Raw genomic sequence first — 22,407 nt, 5'->3', positions numbered from 1 at the left:
TTGTCGACGGAGGGAAAAACATGAAAAAATTTCTGGCATCTTCGGTTCTTGCTACTGCAGCTCTGTTCCCTGTCCTCGTGAATGCGGAAGAGTTAGATCTTCCTGCCAATATGCTTGTAGGCCAAAAGGTGGAGATTAGGTCAGGTGCGACCACATCTTATCCCCTGGTTACATCTTTATCAACCGGTAAAACAGTCACCGTCATCGATGAATTTACTAATTCATCCGGAGAACTTTGGTACCGGGTAGATTTAGGCACCAATAAAGGCTGGGGATTAGCATCCAGTTTTACAGCTCAAAGCACTGGCGATTCCGGGATTCAGATCGGTAAGCAGGCTATCATAACCGGAGATAATGTCAACGTACGAAAGGGAGCTACCACTTCCTATGAAGCTATAGCCAAACTATCAAAAGGAACATCTGTTAAAGTGATTGATAGTTTCAAGAATAGCAGCGGAGAACTCTGGTACCGCATTGAATCAGGTGCGATAAAAGGATGGATTATAGAAGACTACCTAAAGGCTGATGCTGAAGTCAAACCTCCTGCGCCTGTCAAAGAAACAAAAACCGTTCAGATTGACAAAGCTCCTGTCCGTAAAGGAGCAACCGACTCTTATAGCATTATTACATATGTAAATAAGAATCAATCCGTGACGATTATTGACACATTTAAAAATGCTAATGGCGAGGTATGGTATCGTGCTGACTTAGGATCTGTTCAAGGTTGGATTAAAGAGACTGCTTTTCAGGCTGTCACACTTCCGCCTGCCCCTGAGACTGGAACAAAAACGGTCATGATTGATAAAGCGCCTGTCCGAAAAGGCGCTACAGATTCTTATAGTGTAGTTACCTATGTAGAAAAGAATCAGAAAGTAAATATTATTGATTCTTTCAAGAATGCTAATGGAGAAATATGGTATCGTGCTGACTTAGGATCTGTTCAAGGATGGATTAAAGAAAATGCATTTCAGGCTGGCTCTTTGCCGCCTGCACCAGAAACCCCGGTTCTGCCTGCAATAGGAAGCTATGTCTATAGCCAGGTAAATTCTTTAGATGTGCGAAGAGGTGCTACATCTTCTTATCAGTCCGTTGGCAAATTGTCACTAAATCAAAAGGTAAAAGTACTTGATCACTTTGTTCACTCCAGCGGCGAAGCTTGGCTGCGGGTAGAAGTGAACTCAAGCCTTGCTGGCTGGATCCCTGCTGAAAGCGCAAGTGCCAATCAGGCTATTAACTTAAAACTATATGTAAGTGTTGATGTAGCCAACATGCGAAGCGGCCCTTCCTTAAGCCACTCTGTCATCGATCAGGCAACAAAAGGAGCGGAGCTGACTGCGTTTGAAACAGCGAAGGATTCAACAGGAGATTTGTGGTATAAAGTGAAAACATCCGCAGGCAATATTGCGTGGGTACATGAATCTGTAGTCTCAAAACAGCCTTCCGTTTCCATTGGCACAACCATGCTGGTCGGGACCATGAATGCTGCTTTATACGCTGGTGCGTCATATGATTATAAAATCAGCGAAAGACTTCCTTATAACAGCAAGGTAACCGTTCTTGGCGAATTCACCAACTCCCTTGGACAGCGCTGGATAAATATCAAAAGTGCAGCCGGGAAAACCGGATGGACTCCAGAATACGAACTAGTTACATCACAGAATGTATTTAAGTATGTTTTTGCTAAAAAAGGAGCGGTCATCCGCAAAGGAGCAGGAACCAACTATGGAATCAGCGCTTACCTTGCTGAAAATGACTCTTTGAAGATTCTGCGCAAATTAAACGGCTGGCTGAATGTTGAAAATGCGAAAGGAACGCGGGGATGGGTGTTAGAAACTCAGACAACGACTGTATCTGCTAAAAGACTAAGCTCCCCTGCATATTCCACAGTTAATGGAGAGAATTATTTAACCTGGATTAAACCTAGCAATTTTGCAGTCTCTTATACTACTTTGTCTTCAAACCGCTTAAAGATAACAGGTGCGATGACTGACATAGAGTTGCCAAAAGGCAGCATTAAAGGAATTAAATCTATCGAAACCTTTGAATCCGGCTCTCTGAAATCTGCCGTAATTACGTTTGAACCAGGTTATTCATTTACTTTAAGAGATTATTCGAATAAGGTTTCAGTCAAGATTGTACCATTTGGGTTGTTAGGAAAGAAAATTGTGGTGGATGCGGGCCATGGCGGAAAAGACCCTGGAGCAATTGGACCATCTGGCTTGAGGGAAAAAGATGTAACACTGAGCACTGCCCTGCTTCTAAAAACTGAATTAGAGAAATATGGGGCAACCGTCATTTTAACACGAAGTACAGATATTTTCCTGGAGTTGTCCGAAAGGACCACTATTGCTAACAATTCCACTGGGGATGCGTTTATCAGCATTCATGGAGATTCCTTCTCCTCAACTTCAAAAGGGACAACAACATATTACAATTCAACTGTTAACTTTAATGGTCCCAGAAGTGAAACACTGGGGAATGCGATTCAGAAAAATATGATCTCATCAATGCACACTTATAATAGGGGCGTAAAAGAACAGAACTTCTATGTAAATAGAATGAACCAGCTTCCTAGTGTTCTGGTTGAGCTCGCTTTTATCTCGAATCCGAATGAAGAAGCTCTTCTAAAAACAACTGCCTTTCGACAAAAAGCGGCGGTTGGTATCACCAAAGGATTAGAGGAATATTTTAACAACTTTTAAACAAACAGATTATATTTCCTTTAATTTCTTAATCTGTTAATCTACTAATGACCAAATTGGGTATATATTCTGCTATGTACCCAATTTATTTTTGCGCTAAACCGAAAAATATAAACTATTCAGGGGGAATATTGAATGAGCCGTACGAAAAAATGGATTGCAGCAGGAGCTTTGACTCTTGGAATTGGAGCAGGAGCTGTAATATTCACTCCACATGCAATCAATGCTTCCAGCAATGTGGTTTTAGCAAGTGTAGATTGGGTTACTTCTCAATTAAATCCGATGAAAAGCAAGATTTCAGAACTAGAATCAAAGATAGCATCCCAGCAGCAGGAGATTAATAGCCTGAAAAGTCAAATTGGCAATCCAACCACTCCACCTGCAGAAGGACAGCTTCCTTCCGCCGTATATGTGACGAAAAGCTCAGTGAATATCCATTCCGGAGCTTCTACTGATTATAAAGTTGTTGCCGCTAAATCTTTTGGATCAAGCTTAAAAGTAATTGATTCCTTTAAAGCATCAACTGGACTATGGTACCGTGTGGAATTGTCGGCAACTTTAAAGGGCTGGGTGTTCTCAGGCAATGTATCAACAGATAAACCATCAACTACAGCTCCTACTCAGGTTATTACTACCGGCGATGTTCACTTGCGCAAAGGAGCCACTACTTCATACGAGGTCATTCAAACACTGCCAAAAGGAACGGTCCTAAAGTATATTTCAACTTTCGTTAACTCTAAGGGAGAAACCTGGTATAATGCCCAAACCTCTGCTGGAGTAAAAGGCTGGGTATTCGGCGGTCTTAGTGAGGTGAGATAATTTTGAAAAAGATCATCTCATTCCTCAGTTTCATTTTATTGCTCACATGCCTGCCTGCCTTCAGTCAAGCAGCCGAACCTAAGCAGTATAGTAACGAAGTAAATGTATCTGTTTATTTAAAATCAAGCTTAACTATTACGTTAAATGGAACGTATCAGCTTGTTAATAAAGATACTGGATCCAAAACGGTTGTGCCGGAAAGCACTGTCTTAACGACAAGCAAAGACAGCTCCGGTGTCTCTGTCAGCTATACTGGCTTCAGTCAGAAATCTGCTAAAGGATTTGATTTACAAGAACTAAGCGGCACCTCCAAGCTGGCAGTCTTTACGGCAGATACTCCTCTGAGAAGAGGTGCAACTACTTCTTACGAAATCATTAAGACATTTAAAGCTGGTGAAAGCGCCGATTACCTTGACTCTTTTACAAATGCACAAGGACAAGTCTGGTATAAAGTATCTTCTGGAAGTTTATCTGGATGGGTTTTATCTACAACAGTGAGAATTTCCGAAGTAAGCTCGCTATCCACTGCAAAGGTAAGCAATGGCACAACATACCGGGGCAGCTTCTTTTTAAAGCCGAATGGGTCGCAAGTTGAGGTCATTAACTTTCTGGATATGGAAGATTATTTAAAAGGTGTTGTTCCAAGTGAGATGCCAGCTTCCTGGCCGAAAGAAGCTTTAAAGGCTCAAGCGATTGCAGCAAGAAGCTATGCTGCCAACACAATGATGCTTACAAGTACAGCTGCAAGCCAGGTTTACAAAGGCTATTCAGGTGAAGATTCAAGGGCAAATACCGCTATTCAGGAAACAGCCGGATTGGTGGCTAAATATAATGGAAAGCCTATTCAGACCTTTTTCTTCTCAACCAGCGGCGGCAGAACAGCAAATGTAGGTGACGTATGGAATTCCAACCAGTCTTATTATCCTTACCTTGTTTCGGTTGATGATCCATATGAGTCCTCCCCATACACCAGCTGGAGTGAAACATTTACTTCAGCACAGCTGTTAAAAAACTTTGGTTTTTCAGATACATCTGCCTCCATTTATGATTTGACTCTATCGAAAACGGGAGCAAATGGAGAGGTTCGCGGTGTTACTATTAAAACATCTGCAGGAGATAAAACAGTAACGGGTAACGAATCTGTCATCAGAAAGCTTTTCCCGCTTCCTAATTCAAGCGTCTATAACCAGCTTTATTCAAACTGGTTCGATGCGGTGCTGAATGGCTCTGCATCTGGTTTAAGCGTCCAAACAGCCAGCGGCACGGCAGCCATCAGTGATATGAAAGGCCAAACTGTACAGACAGCAAACGGCCAAGTAACACTTTCCGACTCAAAAGTATCCATCCAAACATCCGGCGGCATCGTAACCAATGAAGGCTCCGGCATCACTTCCGTTACTTTGAACGGGAAAGGCTGGGGACACAGAATCGGCATGAGCCAATATGGAGCAAAAGGATTTGCCGAAAAAGGCTGGAAAGCGGAACAAATTATTACTCACTATTTTAAAGGAACTACGGTTTCTAAATAAGAAACACAAAAGAGCCAATTCTCCTAAGAATTGGCTCTTTCTTCTTTATTCTGCTCTTCCAAATGGAAAAGGATATCATCAACGATGCTTTTCCAGGAGTATTGATCAATGGCAAGCTTCCTGCCATTTTCTCTCATGGTTTGATAATCCTCATCACTGACACTCATTAATTCTGATACTGCGGCGGCAATGCCTTCCGGATTTTCAGGCGGAGCAATCTTTCCGCAATTATACTCTTCCAGGATGGCTGCACTCTCTCCGTCTCCGCAATAAAGAACAGGCACACCAGAAGAAATGGCTGGAAATATCTTAGAAGGTCTCGCACCTTTGAAAAGTTCGATATTCCTCAAAGAAACAATGCTGTAGTCTGCAGCAGCAAACATATTCGGCATCGCTGAGACCGGTACAGAACCATAGAAAGTCACATTGTCCAGCTGCAGCTCTTCCTTTAAGTTCAGCAGCTTTTCACGTTCCTGGCCATCGCCGACAAACAGGAAATGGGCATCCGGCTGCTTGTCCTTCAATAGAGCAGCAGCTCTCAGAACAGAATCAAGCCCCTGGGCATAACCAAGATTTCCAGCATACATAAAGACTTTTTTGCCCTCTATGCCAACTTCTCTTAATAACTCAATGTTTTTAGGCTGGGGAGTAAATGTATCGGTGTTGACCCCGTTAGGGAGAAGAAAAACATCTTCCGCCTTCTTTCCTTTACGGACCATATACTCCTTGATTCCTTCCGTGGCAGTCGCAATTTTCCAGGACTTCTTATATAGAAACATCTCAAGGCGTTCAGCCATGCGAATAAAGGATTTATTTTTCAGAATTCCCAGCTCTACAGCTGATTCCGGCCAAATATCTGCAACATTGAATACAAACTTAGCTCTTTTCATTTTTGCCCCTAAATACCCTGTAATGCCAAGGAATAGCGGCGGAGAATTACAGATGATCACATCTGTAGGCTTCGACTTAAGAATCGAATAGAAAGCGCTGAATGTAAAAGAAAAATAGGAAGCAAGCCTTTTCCAGAAACTTCCCTTAGGAGATGGATAAATCCACGAACGATGTACAGGAATTCCATCCCAGTCTTCAAACATATAGAAGCGTCCCTTATACTCCTCTGGAATGATGCCATGAGGATGATGCGGGAAAGCTGTGATCACTTCCACCTGATGCCCTCTGCTGATAAGCTCTTTACTTACTTCATAAACACGAATCTGAGGAGCGCCAGTTTCAGGGGGAAAATGCTGACACAGGTAAATCACTCTCATTTTCCCATCTCCATTACTTAACATTTAGTTCCTTCAGATAGGCTGACAGCTTATCTTTAAGGTCAGGGCGCTTTAAAGCAAAATCGATTGATGCCTGCAGGAATCCGAATTTATCTCCAACATCATAGCGGTTCCCCTGAATGATGTAAGAATAGATGGATTCTTTATCAAGCAGGCTGTCGATTGCATCTGTAAGCTGAATCTCACCCTTTTTATCCGGCTGGACATCCTCGAGCATATCGAAAATAGCTGGTGTCAGGATGTATCTGCCCACGATTGCCTGAGTTGATGGCGCTTCTTCAACTGCAGGCTTCTCCACAAGGCTTTTAACTTTAAAGAGATCGCCATTGTTTTCGGAATAGTTTACAATACCGTATTTATATACTTCAGAGCGCGGCACCTCATTACATCCCAGGATGCTGGACTGCACTTTTGTGTATTGATCTATCATTTGCTTTAATGCTGGAACTTCACTCTCAACAATATCATCGCCTAAAAGAACGGCAAAGGGCTCATTGCCAATGAATTTTTTCGCACATAGAACGGCATGGCCAAGTCCAAGCGGCTCTTTTTGCCTTACATAATGTATATCCACCAGGTTTGAAATGTTCTCTACAACTTCAAGCATTTCATGTTTGCCCGTTCTCTCCAAAAGCATTTCCAGCTCAACAGATTTATCAAAATGATCTTCAATCGCTCTTTTGCTTCTGCCAGTTACAATAATAATATCTTCAATGCCTGACTCAACAGCTTCTTCAATGATATATTGAATGGTTGGCTTATCTACGATAGGCAGCATTTCTTTAGGCTGAGCCTTGGTAGCAGGCAAAAATCTGGTTCCAAGTCCTGCTGCAGGTATTACTGCTTTTTTTATCATGATTTCATCCCCTTGTTCAAGGTTTGCTCATATAAATCGAGCATGCCATTTGCGTTATCCGTCCAGTTGTAATTAGCCTTTACATGTTCAATGCCTGCGAGTCCCATTTCTCTGCTTTTCTCTTTATTGTTCGCTAGGTGCAGCATCGCTTTTGCAAGCTCTTCAGGATTCTCTTTTGGCACAACAAAACCGGTTTTTCCTTCCAGCACCACTTCTGGAAGTCCGCCGACATTCGACACAACTGCCGGCACACCGCAGGCCATTGATTCAACTGCTGCTACACCGAAACTCTCGCTGTCTTCAGTTGAAGGAACCCCAAATACGTCCATTTTATTAATGTATTCCGGGACTTTATCATTTGGCACCCGTCCGGTAAAGGCAGTCACATGATCAATTCCAAGATCTTTTGTCAGCTGTTCATACTCTGCACGCTGTGGTCCGTCCCCGACGATAAGCAGTTCAGAATTGCTCTTTTCCTTATGAATGTTGGCAAAAGCTTTGATTAAATCACCAATGCCATACTTATCTGAAAGTGCCTTAACAGTCCCAAACGTCACTGTACCTTCTGTCTTAAATTCAGGCATTGGCCTGAACTTGTTCATATCTACGCCAAAAGGTGTAACAAATACCTTTTTATCTGTATACTTGTTTGTTTCTTTAGCCATGATATGACTTGTTGAACAAATGACATCAGCTTTTGATAGAGTATATTCAACGATTTTCCGGTTCGCGCCGCCCTGCTGTGGAAATTGAAAAATATCTCTTCCCCAAACCGAAACATAAAAAGGCTTGTAATTGGCTAATGCACCAACAAATCCATAGCTTGATACATAATGTGCATGAAGAATGTCAGGCTGAAAGCTTTTAAGAACCTTTTTCAAAGCGAAAACACTCGAAATATACGACAATTTCCCGGGCAATAGCTTAGGAAGGGTGATCGTGTCGATTTCCCTGGCATTTTCCTCAGAATAGTGGTCGGAGAATGTAACAACCTTTACATCAATGCCTTTATTTTTATAAAATAATGCCCATTTATGTGTGTGTATCGATCTGCTTGGAGCAAGTATCAGTACTTTCATAGTTCCTCCTTTAACAAGGCACTCTTTACCTTCTTTACTCTTGCCAGCCAGGAATGCTTCTCTGCAAAAGTTTGCTTGATGTTATGGCGGTATATTTGCGTATTATTCGCCATTTCCCTAATAGCTTTACCCATATCATCTGCCTGGTCTTCACATATTAGCCCGTAGCCATCCGTTTCTATGATTTCTCTTTGTGCCTCACAATACGTGGCAATGACAGGAAGCTCATTGGACAGATACTCCACCAGCTTTACAGGCACAGAGAAATCATTATATGTGCTTCTATATCGCGGAATGAAGGCAAAATCCATTTCACGGTACAATTCATTTAATGCTTCCCCGCTTAAATGCTTAACTTTAATATTAAGCTTCTCAAGGCGGCTTTTTCGGTCTGAAGGAAGGCTTGTGAACTCTTCTTCCCGGCAGACAACAGTCAAGTCACATACTCTTTGATCCTTGTTAGCCAATTCTAAAGCGTTCAGCAGCAAAAATAGCCCATAATCTTCGTTGTTTATTCCGCCAACATATATTCCCTGAGCAGCCTCACTGTCTTTTTCTTTTTTGATGATGTTCTTTGCCTTGCCTCCAGGCGGAAGAGCAATTTTCCGTTTATTGATATCAACATACTCACCCATCGCAACGCTTGGAAGGAAAATAACATCGCAATACTTTTCGTAAAAATTTTCTTCCATCCGGTAAACAGTTTTCATAATCGTCTTTTTTGGACCTTTTAAAGGGTAAAGCTCATCAAATTTCCAATAAACATCCCGATAAAATACACCGACAGGCACATTTCTCTGTTTTAAAAATTTCATGACCTTCAGGTCGATAAATGGTTTTTTGGGAATATGCCCCTTATCTGTAAGCCAAAATGGAATCGTCTGGTTCTCCATATAGCAGAACCAGATATCATCAAGCTTCCCTTCACGCTGCCATGTGTTAAAAAGCTCCTCCCTCGCGGCTGATGAACCTGACAAGAGAAGAATTTCTGCATCGTTTTCCTTTCCCCAGCTTAAGAAAGCCTGATGGATTTCTTTTGGCCTGAGTTTGGATCCGCTATTGGCATTCTGAGCTAATTCAAAAGGATAATATAGCAATACTTTTTTCATGGAATTTCTCCTTAAACTTCATTTCCTGACTTTTTCTTCTGCCATAAAGCAGTCAAGTCAATGCGAAGCCTGATAAATAGTAAGATTCCCACAAACAAACCTGTCATCAGCACCCAGATTGGGTTGAATAAAAAGTCTGCAAACCCTCCAACCAGGGTTCTTGGAATATTAATGGTAAAGTAAATAAATAAACACAAAAACACCGGATTTTTAGGGAGCCTGATCAATACGATATACAAGATCTGTACTAATGCAGCTATATAAATCGTGCTGACTATGACGCCCAGATACCCAAAGTTCGCATATGCTTCAGCAATATAAAGAGTGTTCAGCACTCCTGCTGTGCCGGCTTCAACCTTTTCAGGGAACACCGTTTCCATTACAACCCTGGCGGAACGGACCTGGTCCATATCAAATAAATCCGTAATGATCGGCAGGCTTTTCCCATTTAAATAAGGCAGGAAATTACCATATAAATCAAAATGCAGGAAAGTCGGAGCAATCTGAGCAAAAATCAGTCTTCCAACAGGACCGGAATTATAGGACAAATAAGAACCAATATCCGTCACACCCTGGATCACAATATACATGGAAACAAGTGCAGCAGCGCCCAGCAGCCCCCATACAACCAGGCGTCTTACAGTAAATCGGATCACACCAATATATAGGCTCAGCAGCAGGAACATAATCAAATAGAAAAACACTGGTGATTTAGCCAAATCGTAAATGTTAATTAAAATAGCTCCTGCAAATAGAGACAAATACAGCAGCTTCCACTTCACCTGTCCGGTCCTGACGGCATAGACGTAAGCAATCAGGGACAGCAGCGGGGTCAATGCAATCGCGAAAATGTTACGTATCAAAACATTACCGCCAAATTCCCTTTGAGCCATGATCCTTAACTCTCCAGGGGAATACTCACTGTTCCCTAAAGCAACTTCCACAATAGGAATGACAGGCGCTTTCCAAAGCGTATAAAGAATGGACAACATTGAAATGCCTGACAACATGAGAAATATAAGAAAGAATTCATTCTTTTCCTTAAAAGGCAATGAAATATCCTTCGCAAGATAAGAATTAAATTCATCATTGGCATTAAAATTGCTTAGCTTTGAGATTAACATCATGACTAACGGGAAGAGAACCATCACCAGACAAATAATATAAAACCCTATTTGCCTGTTTTCCTCAAATCTTAGCCGATTAATCATATAGTAATCATCCACTTCCATTGCAATCAGCAAGGTACCGATAAAGCTGGAAATGAGAAATGAATAATAAAATATGATTGAAATCATATTTGGCTTTAAAAGGGAGAGGCTTCCGCCAGCCTGTTTAAAAAGGTAAATGGAAGCCGTTAAAACAATACACCAAATTAAAAGATAGAGCATAGCTTAGCCGCCTTATCTGTTATCTATTAGAGATACAATTTTCTCCGCTGCTTTTCCATCCCCGAAAACTTCCTTATAGGATGGATTAACTTCTTTGTTTACAGCATCCAATAGCTGCATTACATCTGTACCAACCAGGATGTTTGCATCTTCCTCAAGAGTTTCAACCCACTCCGTCTGTTCCCGTACTGTTACGCAAGGGACTTTCATGAAATACGCTTCTTTTTGGACACCGCCGGAATCGGTAATGATTTTCTTCGCATTTGCTTCCAATGTCAGCATGTCCAAGTAGCCGACTGGATCTATCACTTTCAGGTTAGGAACATCGCTTAAGCTTAGGCCGTACCCTTCAAGTTTATGCTTGGTACGCGGATGAATTGGCCATACTTTTACCTCTTCAATTTTTGAGAATGCTTCCAGAATATTTTTCATATTCCCAATATCGTCCGTATTTTCAGCTCTGTGGATAGTGATTAGATGGTAGCCTTTTTCAGTTAAATCATTCTCGCTAAGAATGGATGATTTTTCAGCTGCCAGTTCTTTATTGTATAAAACAGCGTCATACATAACGTCGCCAATATTGAAGACATTGTGTGTAATATTTTCGTTTTTCAAATTTTCTACAGCCGTGTCAGTCGGGCAGAACAAAAATTCTGAAACATGGTCAGTCATAATACGGTTAATTTCTTCCGGCATTTTTTTGTTGAAGCTTCTTAAGCCTGCTTCAATATGTATGACCGGCAAATGCAGCTTGGAAGCAACCAAGGAGCCTGCAAGCGTGGAATTTGTATCCCCATAAACCAATAGGTAATCAGGCTTCTCATCCAATACAATTTCCTCTATTTTCGCAAGCATCTCACCAGTCTGCTTGCCATGGCTGCCGGACCCTACATTCAAAAGATAGTCTGGCTTTGGAATGTTCAGTTCTTCAAAAAAGATATCTGACATATTTGCATCATAATGCTGTCCTGTATGAACAATTAGCTCCTGATGATCTTCACGCAAAACCCGTGAAAGAGGAGCGGCTTTGATAAATTGAGGCCTAGCGCCCAATACTGTTAGAATTTTCATATTCATCCTCCTATGGAGTGTTCTTCTATTAGCATTTCCTATTCTATTCATTCAATGATTTCTCATTTTGAAATGATTTTCTTCTGAAATCCTTATCAACTCGGCTGATGCCGATAACCAGAAGCATATAAAGCCACGCTAATGCTATATAAAGGTAGTTCAGCTCATGTTCCTGTACATAAATAATACTAATTACGGCAGCTGTCATATTTACAAATAAAAATGCCATTTTCCCAAATGACACTGGTACATAATATGCTTGCTGACTTTTTCTGAATATGAACACAATGGCTGTCATATAGGCAATCAGATAAGCCGCAACGGCACCCCAGATTGAGAACACCGGAATAAGTGTAATGTTTAAGACTGTGTTGATCACAGCTACAATGCCAAACGTTATAGAAATAACCCCAGTTTTCTTTGTAAAAAATAAACCGGCAGAAATAATCAGGTAATAAAAATTCAGAAACGTCGCTGCCGATATCAATGCAACGTATTGATACGCATTGTAATAGTCTTTGCCAAGAATACCAATAATGAAAGGCATGACCGTTGCAATGGCCATGATCCCAAAAATCCCCATCAGCAGAAGTCCCATATAAATTTTTGAAAAGAGCAAAGGGCTATTTTCTTTATCTTTGATGGACATGGAATAAGGGCGCCAAGCCATTTGTACTCCGCTGGTCAGCAAAGTGATGACGGTAGCAAGCTTTGTTGCAGCTCCATATATCCCTACTTCTTCTGTGGAATGAAAACCCTGCAGAAAGAAAACACTGGCATTGGCAATTACCCAAAAAGCAAGGGAAGCCGGAACAAGCGGTGCTGCATACTTAACCAATTCCTTCAGTGATGGAAAGGAAATCTTTGGTTTTAAATATTTTATACTGGATGAAAGCAGAAGCAAGAAGATAATTGCACTGCTCACAATTCTTCCAAGCAGGATTCCTTCTGGTGTCTGAACAAAGTATTTTAAGAATAAATAGGACAGAATGGCTACCAGAAGCATTTTCCCTACTGTAAATATCACGACTTTTTTCGTTTTAAAGTCAAAGCGGAGCACCATCAGTACTACAACTAGAATGGTATCCAGAAAAAGTACCCCAATACTGATATATAAGAGCCTTACATACCCTGAATCGCCAAAAAGCAGCTCAGAAATATAAGGGCCAGCTGCAAGTACAATGAGTCCCAGCAAAGCTACAATAAAAATCCTGAAATACATGACGTTACGGACATGCTCCAGCTTTTTGCCTTCATCCTTTGTTTCAAAATAGTAGAAAGACAGAGCGGAATCTGTACCGAAAATAATTAAAAAAGTCAGCATGGCTGTCCATTTATCAATGATATCCAGTACTCCATATTCCGCAGGAGGCAGATAGTTTGTATAAATAGGCAGCATGATAAAAGCTATTAATTTCGTTCCGACATTCATAAATGCGTAAAGGAGCGAATCCGCTCCTAAACGCTTAAATTGGGCGAGCACCTATAACAGCTCCCGCTCGTCAACATCCTTGACGTACTTAGCGGGTACACCCTTAACTAATGTTTTCGCCCCGGTATTTTTTGTAACAAGTGCACCAGCAGCTACAAATGTTTCTTCTTCAATCGTAATGCCAGGCAGGATGATGGAAGCACCGCCAACACGGGCACCTTTTTTAACTATTGCACCTTTGATTTTATCAAAGCGCTCTTCTGTTCTGCCCATGAAGTTATCATTTGTTGTTGTCACACATGGCGCAATGAACACTTGCTCTTCCAATGTCGTATAAGCAGTAATATAGGAATTGGACTGAATCTTTGTGCGATCGCCAATTGTCACATAGTTTTCTACTGTAACACCGCGTCCGACAATCACAAAGTTTCCAATTTCAACGTTTTCTCTGACACTTGCAAGATCAGCAATCAAAGTTGAAGATCCGATTTTAGCACCGCGATAGATGACACAATTCGCACCAATGGTTACATCTTCACCAACTTCCAATGCCGGAATGGCATCAGATAATTTAACAGTGCTGGTCTTGGCCGGCTTTGGCGGTTTCCCCACCACTGCACCATCAGCAATGGTTGTATTGTCGCCAATAACTGTACCTTCATGAATCGTTACGCGATTGCCAATAACCACGTTTTTGCCAAGTTTTACGTCTTTTTCTATAACGGAATAGTACCCAACTTTTACAGATGAATCGGTTTGTACTGTAGGATCAATAAAATTCATAAGAATCTCCCTTTACCTTTAGAAATTATAGTTTAACGTACTTGTTTGGCTTTTCAACATCTTTCATTGCATTACGTGTATCGAAGATGACTTTGCTTTCTTCAGCAATCATCTTATAGTCAAAGTCTGAATGGTCTGTTGTAACAAGAACAAGATCAGAATCATTAAGAAGCTGCTTTGATAGCTCAACTGTTTCCACTTTTGCACCGCAAGATTTGAATGAAGCTACATAAGGGTCAACCACCGTATAGTCAGCTCCATGCTGTTCTAGCAGTTCAACAATTTTAAGGACTGGAGATTCACGCACATCATCAATGTCCTTCTTGTATGCCACACCAAGAATGGTCACTTTAGCTCCGCGAAGGGCTTTGCCGTCTTCATTCAGGATTTGCATAGCACGGTTGATTACGTACTCAGGCATACTGTTATTGATTTCTCCGGAAAGCTCAATCAGTCTTGTGTGATAATTGTACTCACGCGCTTTCCATGTTAAGTAGAATGGATCAATTGGGATACAGTGTCCGCCAAGGCCAGGGCCAGGATAGAAGGCCATGAAACCGTATGGCTTTGTTTTGGCAGCATCAATTACTTCCCATACATCAATGCCCATTTTTTCACAAAGGATCGCCATTTCGTTGGCAAGAGCAATATTGATATGTCTGAATGTATTTTCAAAAATCTTTTCCATTTCCGCAATAGCTGGAGAAGATACCTCGAATACATCTCCTTCAAGTACATTGCGGTAAAGTGCAGAAGCCACTTTTGTACAGTTTTCAGTAATACCGCCAACCACTTTAGGCGTGTTTTTTGTTTTGAATTGCTTATTGCCTGGGTCCACACGTTCTGGAGAGTAAGCAATGAATACTGATTCTCCTACTGTAAGGCCTTTGCTTTCAAGAGCAGGCTTTACAATTTCCTCAGTTGTTCCAGGGTAAGTAGTTGATTCTAATACAACCAGCATTCCTTCATGCGCATACTTAGCAATTTCGTTAGAAGAGCTTTCAACATATGAAGTATCAGGCTGCTGATATATATCAAGCGGAGTTGGCACACAAATCGCCACTGCATCAACATCCTGAATTCTAGCGTAGTCTGTTGTTGCTTCCAGTCTGCCGTCCTTAATCATATCGGCAAGATCCTGATCCACAACATCTCCAATATAGTTAATCCCCATATTAACCTGTTCTACACGGGCAGCCTGTACATCAAAGCCAATTACTTTATATCCCGCTTTTGCTTTTTCTACAGCAAGAGGAAGGCCAACATAGCCCAATCCTACTACACCAATAACCGCTTCTTTATTTTCGATTTTATTTATTAATGTCTGATATGCACTCATCTTGCATTCTCCTTTACTTTATAACGACTTTTTTCCCAGTTTCTGCTGATTCTAAAATTGACAGTATCAATTTTACAGGAGCTAAACCGTCTTCTCCAGTTACAATTGGGTTACGGTTTTCTTTCAATGCAAGTACCATGTCTTCAATAATGCATTGATGGCCTGGCTTGCCGAATGGATCTTCCTTGATTTCTCCTTTAATTTTTTCCGCTTCTTCTTCCTCTACACCCTCGATATCCCATGTTTCAATGTAGTTTGCATTTCTGCCGGAGATTTTAACCGAAGCGGTCTCACCGAAAATAGCAAGAGATTCTTCCAGGTTTTTCGGGTAGATGGTAGTCGCTGCTTCAATCACGCCTAGCGCCCCATTCTTGAATTGAACAACTGCTGCTGCAACGTCCTCAGTTTCAATTTTACGCAAGCGTGTCGCTGCCATCGCCTGAACAGACTCTACAGGACCCATAAGCCATAGCATAAGATCAAGGTCATGGATAGCCTGGTTCATAAGAACGCCGCCATCAAATTCCTTTGTGCCTCTCCATGCTGCTTGATCATAATATGCCTGATTGCGATTCCAGCGCACAGTTGCATTCGCATGGCTCAGCTTTCCGAAGGAACCTTTATCCATTTCAGCCTTCAGCTTTTGGATAGCCGGGCGGAAACGGTTAGGATGGACAACTGCAAGCTTTACGCCATTTTCACTGGCATATTGAATCATATCTTCAGCATCCTGAAGCTTTAATGACATTGGTTTTTCAACAATTATATGCCTTTTATGATCAGCGACAATCTTCGTTAACGTCGCATGAAGTCCGGAAGGAACACAGATATTCACCACATGGATATCCGGATTTTCTTCAAGCATTGTATTTAGGTCGGTATATTTTTTTACATTAGGCTTGTCAATCTCAAGTCTTACCGGGTTGTTGTCGCAGATGGCATACAGATTTGCATTTTCCGCCTTCTCAATTGCCTCGATATGCTTGTTTGCGATATGTCCCATACCTACAATAGCAAAATTAATCATTGTAGTATCTCCTGCCTTCACTTAGATATTTCATTAGTGCCAATAATAGTACGGTCAGCAACAGTCCAAGGATAAGGCCTATGGCTGCGCCTTCTTTGAAGTAAGTTTCGCTTTGGGTTACAGTTTCAGTTAAAACTCTCGGCTTCTCCTTTTGGTAAAAAAGCAAATCACTACTCATGCGGTTGAGAGTGGCGGCCGCATCAGTAAGCTCTTTCTCAGTTTCAATAATTAAAGCCGTTACATCTTCATATTGGTCGGGATCTAAACCTTTCTCAAGTTCCTGTTTATAACTTTCAATTGCTTTTTCAAGAACTGAAACTCTTTCTTTTAGTGATTGGACATAAACATCCGACGTTTGAAATCTTTCATCAAAATGCTCCACAAGCATTTGTCTGTATGTTTCCTTAATATTAGTGAGTCTTTGCGCAATATCCTTTGAATTTTCTCCCTTTAAGATGAACTTTACCTGCTTGGAGGTAACAACTACCTCCAGATCCTCTTCATCCTTAAATGTTGCCTCAATATTATTTTGGCGTGTTAAATCCGGTGAAGTAATAGAACCTGTATAAACCAGTGCCTGCCCCGTATACGGCATATCCTTCTTCAAAAAATAAACCGCACCGCCAACCAGCAGCATCGTGATAATCGGAACAATTAAAAAATAATGCTTCCTTTTCCAAAAGTACATCAGGTATTCATATAGTACAAATCGTTTCTTTTCTTCTCTCATTCCAACACCAGCCCTTTGTAAGCATGTAAAGAAACGCCCCCAGTCCGGCGGCGTTTCCTGGATTTTTATTTACCGTAAAATTCTGCAATTTTCTCTACGACATACTCCTGCTGCTCTCTTTTCAGCTCAGGGAACATTGGCAGAGAAAGGGCTTCTTTAGCCGCTTTTTCAGTTATAGGAAGATCTCCTTCTTTGTAGCCCAGTTCCTGGAATACAGGCTGAACATGTAATGGAAGCGGGTAGTAAATCATTGTTGAAACCCCTTGCTCCTGAAGGTACTTCTGAAGCTCATCACGGTTTTCCACTCGCAGTGTGTACTGGTGGAATACATGATAATTCCCTTCTTTTTCAACAGGTGTTACAACATGGTCACCCACTTTTTCCTTTAGAAGGCTTGTGTATGTGTCTGCATTCTTTCTGCGCATTTCACTCCATGTATCCAAATGAGGGAATTTCACATTTAATACAGCAGCCTGAAGCTCATCCAAGCGGCTGTTGTAGCCCAATACATGGTGATAATATTTTGGCTTGCTTCCATGAACACGGATCACACGGCATTTTTCGGCTACGTCATCATTATCCGTGACAATCATTCCGCCATCTCCATAAGCTCCAAGGTTCTTTGTTGGGAAAAAGCTGTATGTTGCAGCTGTGCCAAGCTCCCCTACACTTTTACCGTTATGTTTTGCACCAATCGCCTGTGCCGCATCTTCTACAATCGCAAGGTTATGCTTTTCTGCGATTTCCGCAAGGCTTTCCATATCAGCCATTTGGCCATATAAATGAACAGGAATGATTGCTTTTGTTTTTTCCGTAATCGCTGCCTCAATTTTAGACGGATCGATATTAAATGTTACCGGATCAATGTCAACATAAACAGGCGTTGCACCAGCACGGGCAATCGCTCCGCCGGTAGCAAAGAATGTAAATGCAGTAGTAATTACTTCATCTCCAGGGCCAACACCTAAAGCCTGAAGCGCAATATGTATGGCGTCGCTTCCGTTGCCGCAGCCAATGCCATGATTTACATTACTATATTTCGCAACATCTGCTTCTAATTTTTTTACATTATCCCCAAGGATAAATCTTGAAGAACTCATAACCCCATCAAGAACTTCCAACACTTCAGATTTTAATCCCTGATATTGTTCACTAAGGTCAAGCATAGGTACTTTCATTAAGAATACCTCCAAAAATAAATAAAATTAAAATCCACAAGTTAGTTTACCACAACTAATAATAATATAATGTTCAAAATATGACAAAAAAAGTATAAGAAATTACCTTTTTCGACATAAATTACACATACAGCATTAAGGTATTGTTTTACCATTTAAAATTCTTGCATATTTTCTTGAAAAAGGGAAATAATAACCCAGAAAAATTCTTAAAAAAACCGTTTGCACCAAAAAATGCTACAAACGGTTTTTATTACATTTAATTATCGTTACTTACCATATGACCGGTTGCCTGTCAGCTTCTTAAACAGAGTCAATACCGGCTTATACTGAACATGGACAATGCCGATGATTTCAGCAAATACTTCTGTAACTACAAGCAAGCCAAAGATGATAAAGACAGATCCCCATAAAGTGGACTCTGATAAAATTACTGCACTTACACTAAACATAATCCCAAAGGCATATATCGCTAAAACTGTATTCCTATGGGAGAATCCCAGTGCAAGAAGCCTATGGTGCAAATGCGATTTATCAGGTGCTGAAATCGGCTTCTTATTAACAATCCGCCTAATAATGGCGAACGTTGTATCAAAGACCGGCACACCCAAAATAATAATCGGCACAAGAAAACTGAACAGGGTTACACTTTTATAAAGCCCCAGCAGCGAAAGAATGGAGATTGAATACCCAAGGAACAGAGCCCCTGTATCTCCCATGAATATTTTTGCCGGATGGAAGTTGTAAAATAAGAACCCGATAATACTTCCCAGCAAAATAACTGAAATCATTAAGATCAGCATTTTGCCATTTAATCCAGCCATTATGGCAATAGTTGCAATTCCAATAGCCGAAATACCGGCTGAAAGACCATCCAGACCATCAATCAGATTGATTGCATTTGTTATCGCTACAATCCAGAACACGGTAATAGGATAGCTCCACATTCCAAGCTCGAAGTTTCCTATATAAGGGATGGATAGCAAATCGATTGTTAAACCGCTGGCAACAATTAAACCGGCAACAACTAATTGTCCGGCAAATTTCACCTTAGCAGATAATTCATATTTGTCATCCAGAATTCCGATTGCAACAATCAAAAGAGCACCAATACTAATAGCTGTAACTTTTTGGTCGTATAAACCGCCCGCAAAATAACCGGCGACGACTCCGATGAAAATCGCAAGACCACCCAATCGGGGCATCACATTTTTATGAACCTTTCTATGGTTCGGTTTATCAATCGCACCGATTTTAATGGCGAACTTTATGACAAGCGGCGTAATGACTAAGACAGTTACAAGAGATACTAGAAACGCTATAGCAGCTTGAATATACATTCATCATCACCTTTTGCAGAGGTTAGTTTTATTGTTAGCTTAATCATGAATATCGTAACACATATCTTTAAATACGCAATGTTTTTTTAATTGGAAGGTATATTTATTATATTTGATGGAAACCATATTAATTTGATCGCATTCCCTCTATTCCCGATTTAACGGTTATTAATCCACTCTCCTTTCCGCATAATAAATAGACGAGGGCATTTCCAGAAAAGTTACACAGCCTGTTCTATTATTCTACAATTATACTAGAAATATCTTCCACTTCAACAAAAATATGCCCAATATGATATAATTCGACTAGGTCAATATTTACTGGAAATTGAGGCGAAAAGTATGCTAACGAAGGTTAAAATGATGCTCAGTGATTCCACCCGTGATATCAAAAGACTGTCAAAATTATCCGATGCTGTAAACAGCAGGGAAAAAGAGATCCAAAAGCTATCTGATGAAGAACTGCGGGAAAAAACAGCGATATTTATGGAAGATATAAAACAGGGCAAGTCACTTGAGGATATAAAAATAGAAGCTTTCACTGTTGTCAGAGAGGCAGCAAAACGTGTTTTAGGACTAAGGCATTATGATGTTCAGCTGATCGGCGGTTTTGTCCTTCATGAAGGAAGCATTGCGGAAATGCAGACTGGTGAAGGTAAAACACTCGTTTCCACACTTCCAAGCTATCTTCATGCTCTTGAAGGCAAAGGTGTTCATATCATTACTGCCAATGAATATCTGGCAAGACGCGATTTTGAACAAATGGGAAAGGTACATGAATTTCTGGGGCTCAAAGTCGGTTTGAACGTCTCGCAAATGTCTCCTGAAGAAAAGAAAGAAGCTTATTCCGCTCATATTACATACGGAACCGGAAATGAGTTCGGCTTTGATTATCTAAGGGATAATATGGTTTATGACATGAATCAAAAAGTGCAAAAAAAGCTTCATTATGCCATCGTCGATGAAATTGACAGCATCTTAATCGATGAAGCACGCACTCCACTGATCATAGCCAACAAATCAAGTCTTGGAGCTGAATTATTCTACATTACTGCCGACCTGATTAAATCATTTAAGGCCGATGCCGAATATGAATTTTATCCTGAAACAAAACAAATTTATTTAAAAGATGAGGGCGCTTATAAAATAGAAGCTGCTTTTGGCATTGAAAACTTATATGATGCCGAGCATCAGGATCTCCTTCATAACGTTATGCAGTCTTTACGCGCATTTGTGGTGATGAAGAAGGATGTTGATTATATCGTAAAAGACGGGAAAATTGTCCTGATAGACAAATTTACCGGCAGAATAATGGAAGGCAGAACCTTTAGTGAAGGCCTGCATCAGGCATTGGAAGCCAAGGAAGGCCTTGAGGTTACGGAAGAAAATGAAACACAGGCGACCATTACCATTCAAAATTACTTCCGGATGTATGGAACTCTTGCCGGAATGACCGGAAGCGCAACTCCATCCAAGCAGGAATTTTTGGAAACCTATAATTTAAAAGTGGTAACAATACCTACAAATAAACCGATACAGCGCATTGACGAAGATGATTTGATCTTTAAAGATTATCAATCCAAGATTAATAGAATTATCGGAGAAGTTAAGACGCTCCATGAATTAGGCAGACCTATTCTAATAGGAACAACTTCAATTGAGCAGTCTGAAAAACTGTCTGACCAGCTTAAAAAACATGGCATTAAGCATCATATCCTCAATGCTAAGACTGAGGAAGATGAAGCTCGCATCATTTCACTAGCAGGCCAAAAAGGCCAGGTGATGATTGCAACCAACATGGCCGGCCGCGGCACAGATATTTTGCTTGGCGAAGGTGTCAAAGAGTTGGGCGGACTTCATATTATCGGGACAGAGCGTCATGAAAGCATGAGAATCGATATGCAGCTGCGGGGACGTTCCGGAAGACAGGGAGACACTGGCTCCTCGAAGTTCATTGTTTCACTTGATGACGATTTATTTATAAACTATGACCCGGATGAAATGGAAAAATACCTGAAAAAGATTAAAACGAATGAGGAGGGCCTTATTTTATCTCCTGATCCGAATAAATTTATACGCCGCGTTCAGGAAACGGTTGAACATGCTCACCATTCATCCAGAAGCCATTTGCTGAAGCTTGATGATGTTATCGACCGCCAAAGCAAAGTCATCTATTCTATGAGAGACAGGCTATTAAAGGCTGAAGCGAGTGAGACATTCCCTGAAGTAACAAGCTATATCAAAAAATATCTATTGCAAATCATTGATAAATACTGCATTGAAGGCATTGCAACCGGAGAATGGAATCTAAATGGCCTTTTAGAAGGGCTTAGCTTTGTATTTATTCAGTTCAATATCAGCCTGCAAGATCTTCAGGATAAAGAAAAAGAAGAGATAACTGATTTGGTCATGAAGGAATATGCAGAGCTTGAGAATCAGATTCTTTCCCTTCAGGAAGAGGCAGAGCTGGGAAATCAGCTGCAAAGATTTATGCTGCAGCTGATTGACGCGAACTGGATTCAGCACCTGGAAGTCATGACGATTATTAAAGACGGCATCCACCTGCGAGGCTATGGACAAGAAGACCCTTACCGCCTTCTTGAAAACGAGGCACTAGCCGAATTCAATCGACTGATGTTCGAAATCGAATCAGGGATCAGCCTGCGATTTATCGAATATCTTAAAAGCCAATTCCAGGCTTCAGAAGAGTAATTCGAGGGGGAACTTAAAAGA

General features: G+C 41.0%; 17 protein-coding genes. 4 read left to right on the top strand and 13 right to left on the bottom strand.

Annotation, left to right across the window (positions count from 1 at the left end; all coding sequences use genetic code 11):
* Positions 1-20 precede the first annotated feature (20 nt).
* From JI665_RS13625 to JI665_RS13615, 3 genes are all read left to right on the top strand, one after another.
* Positions 21-2,702, top strand: coding sequence for an SH3 domain-containing protein (locus JI665_RS13625; protein ID WP_206840062.1), 2,682 nt, complete (start codon positions 21-23; stop codon positions 2,700-2,702).
* A gap of 135 nt (positions 2,703-2,837) precedes the next feature.
* Entirely contained in the window at positions 2,838-3,521 is a 684-nt protein-coding gene (locus JI665_RS13620; RefSeq protein ID WP_206840061.1) for an SH3 domain-containing protein, read from the top strand.
* A gap of 2 nt (positions 3,522-3,523) precedes the next feature.
* Complete coding sequence (locus tag JI665_RS13615; RefSeq protein ID WP_206840059.1) at positions 3,524-5,050, top strand: SpoIID/LytB domain-containing protein; 1,527 nt, start codon at positions 3,524-3,526, stop codon at positions 5,048-5,050.
* Between the two features lie 23 nt (positions 5,051-5,073).
* On the opposite strand, the gene JI665_RS13610 is transcribed toward JI665_RS13615, so the two are convergent.
* The 13 genes from JI665_RS13610 to JI665_RS13550 form a co-directional block, all read right to left on the bottom strand.
* Entirely contained in the window at positions 5,074-6,318 is a 1,245-nt protein-coding gene (locus JI665_RS13610; RefSeq protein ID WP_206840058.1) for a glycosyltransferase family 4 protein, read from the bottom strand.
* 13 nt (positions 6,319-6,331) lie between these two features.
* Positions 6,332-7,195: a UTP--glucose-1-phosphate uridylyltransferase GalU gene (galU, locus tag JI665_RS13605; protein WP_206840056.1), complete on the bottom strand. Its 864-nt coding sequence runs from the start codon at positions 7,193-7,195 to the stop codon at positions 6,332-6,334.
* Positions 7,192-8,274 (bottom strand): glycosyltransferase, encoded by a 1,083-nt coding sequence (locus JI665_RS13600; protein ID WP_206840054.1) that lies wholly within the window; start codon positions 8,272-8,274, stop codon positions 7,192-7,194. Before JI665_RS13600 ends, galU begins: the two co-directional genes overlap by 4 nt.
* Positions 8,271-9,383, bottom strand: a complete 1,113-nt coding sequence (locus JI665_RS13595) for a glycosyltransferase (protein WP_206840052.1) — start codon at positions 9,381-9,383, stop codon at positions 8,271-8,273. Before JI665_RS13595 ends, JI665_RS13600 begins: the two co-directional genes overlap by 4 nt.
* Before the next feature lie 11 nt (positions 9,384-9,394).
* Entirely contained in the window at positions 9,395-10,774 is a 1,380-nt protein-coding gene (locus JI665_RS13590) for an oligosaccharide repeat unit polymerase (RefSeq protein WP_206840050.1), read from the bottom strand.
* Positions 10,775-10,786: 12 nt separating this feature from the next.
* Positions 10,787-11,845: a non-hydrolyzing UDP-N-acetylglucosamine 2-epimerase gene (wecB, locus tag JI665_RS13585; protein ID WP_280516092.1), complete on the bottom strand. Its 1,059-nt coding sequence runs from the start codon at positions 11,843-11,845 to the stop codon at positions 10,787-10,789.
* A gap of 43 nt (positions 11,846-11,888) precedes the next feature.
* Positions 11,889-13,328, bottom strand: coding sequence for a lipopolysaccharide biosynthesis protein (locus tag JI665_RS13580; RefSeq protein WP_206840046.1), 1,440 nt, complete (start codon positions 13,326-13,328; stop codon positions 11,889-11,891).
* The gene (locus JI665_RS13575; RefSeq protein WP_206840044.1) at positions 13,329-14,060 is read right to left on the bottom strand and encodes an acyltransferase; all 732 of its coding nucleotides are present in this window, start codon (positions 14,058-14,060) and stop codon (positions 13,329-13,331) included.
* 25 nt (positions 14,061-14,085) lie between these two features.
* Complete coding sequence (locus JI665_RS13570) at positions 14,086-15,399, bottom strand: nucleotide sugar dehydrogenase (protein ID WP_197201471.1); 1,314 nt, start codon at positions 15,397-15,399, stop codon at positions 14,086-14,088.
* Positions 15,400-15,412: 13 nt separating this feature from the next.
* A complete protein-coding gene (locus JI665_RS13565; protein ID WP_206840043.1) occupies positions 15,413-16,426 on the bottom strand; it encodes a Gfo/Idh/MocA family protein in 1,014 nt (337 codons plus the stop codon).
* Positions 16,419-17,156 (bottom strand): hypothetical protein, encoded by a 738-nt coding sequence (locus JI665_RS13560; protein ID WP_206840042.1) that lies wholly within the window; start codon positions 17,154-17,156, stop codon positions 16,419-16,421. Before JI665_RS13560 ends, JI665_RS13565 begins: the two co-directional genes overlap by 8 nt.
* A 65-nt stretch (positions 17,157-17,221) precedes the next feature.
* Positions 17,222-18,334, bottom strand: a complete 1,113-nt coding sequence (locus tag JI665_RS13555; RefSeq protein WP_206840041.1) for a DegT/DnrJ/EryC1/StrS family aminotransferase — start codon at positions 18,332-18,334, stop codon at positions 17,222-17,224.
* A gap of 269 nt (positions 18,335-18,603) precedes the next feature.
* Positions 18,604-19,674, bottom strand: coding sequence for a glycosyltransferase family 4 protein (locus JI665_RS13550; RefSeq protein ID WP_071159749.1), 1,071 nt, complete (start codon positions 19,672-19,674; stop codon positions 18,604-18,606).
* Positions 19,675-20,016: 342 nt separating this feature from the next.
* Here JI665_RS13550 and secA2 point away from each other — a divergent pair, with 342 nt between their 5' ends.
* Entirely contained in the window at positions 20,017-22,386 is a 2,370-nt protein-coding gene (gene secA2, locus JI665_RS13545; RefSeq protein ID WP_206840040.1) for an accessory Sec system translocase SecA2, read from the top strand.
* Positions 22,387-22,407 lie beyond the last annotated feature (21 nt).

The sequence above is a fragment of the Bacillus sp. NTK034 genome, from assembly GCF_017303275.1.
GTDB lineage: Bacteria > Bacillota > Bacilli > Bacillales > Cytobacillaceae > Cytobacillus.
This window is presented reverse-complemented; position numbering and strand designations above follow the sequence as displayed.

Excerpts from the sequence above, each read along its gene's own strand:
- JI665_RS13600 (WP_206840054.1), bottom strand. The coding sequence starts at position 8,274 with ATGAAAGTACTGATACTTGCTCCAAGCAGATCGATACACACACATAAA.
- JI665_RS13550 (WP_071159749.1), bottom strand. The coding sequence starts at position 19,674 with ATGTATATTCAAGCTGCTATAGCGTTTCTAGTATCTCTTGTAACTGTC.
- JI665_RS13555 (WP_206840041.1), bottom strand. The coding sequence starts at position 18,334 with ATGAAAGTACCTATGCTTGACCTTAGTGAACAATATCAGGGATTAAAA.
- JI665_RS13625 (WP_206840062.1), top strand. The coding sequence starts at position 21 with ATGAAAAAATTTCTGGCATCTTCGGTTCTTGCTACTGCAGCTCTGTTC.
- wecB (WP_280516092.1), bottom strand. The coding sequence starts at position 11,845 with ATGAAAATTCTAACAGTATTGGGCGCTAGGCCTCAATTTATCAAAGCC.
- JI665_RS13570 (WP_197201471.1), bottom strand. The coding sequence starts at position 15,399 with ATGAGTGCATATCAGACATTAATAAATAAAATCGAAAATAAAGAAGCG.
- JI665_RS13590 (WP_206840050.1), bottom strand. The coding sequence starts at position 10,774 with ATGCTCTATCTTTTAATTTGGTGTATTGTTTTAACGGCTTCCATTTAC.
- JI665_RS13610 (WP_206840058.1), bottom strand. The coding sequence starts at position 6,318 with ATGAGAGTGATTTACCTGTGTCAGCATTTTCCCCCTGAAACTGGCGCT.
- JI665_RS13595 (WP_206840052.1), bottom strand. The coding sequence starts at position 9,383 with ATGAAAAAAGTATTGCTATATTATCCTTTTGAATTAGCTCAGAATGCC.
- JI665_RS13575 (WP_206840044.1), bottom strand. The coding sequence starts at position 14,060 with ATGAATTTTATTGATCCTACAGTACAAACCGATTCATCTGTAAAAGTT.
- JI665_RS13565 (WP_206840043.1), bottom strand. The coding sequence starts at position 16,426 with ATGATTAATTTTGCTATTGTAGGTATGGGACATATCGCAAACAAGCAT.
- secA2 (WP_206840040.1), top strand. The coding sequence starts at position 20,017 with ATGCTAACGAAGGTTAAAATGATGCTCAGTGATTCCACCCGTGATATC.
- JI665_RS13560 (WP_206840042.1), bottom strand. The coding sequence starts at position 17,156 with ATGAGAGAAGAAAAGAAACGATTTGTACTATATGAATACCTGATGTAC.
- galU (WP_206840056.1), bottom strand. The coding sequence starts at position 7,195 with ATGATAAAAAAAGCAGTAATACCTGCAGCAGGACTTGGAACCAGATTT.
- JI665_RS13620 (WP_206840061.1), top strand. The coding sequence starts at position 2,838 with ATGAGCCGTACGAAAAAATGGATTGCAGCAGGAGCTTTGACTCTTGGA.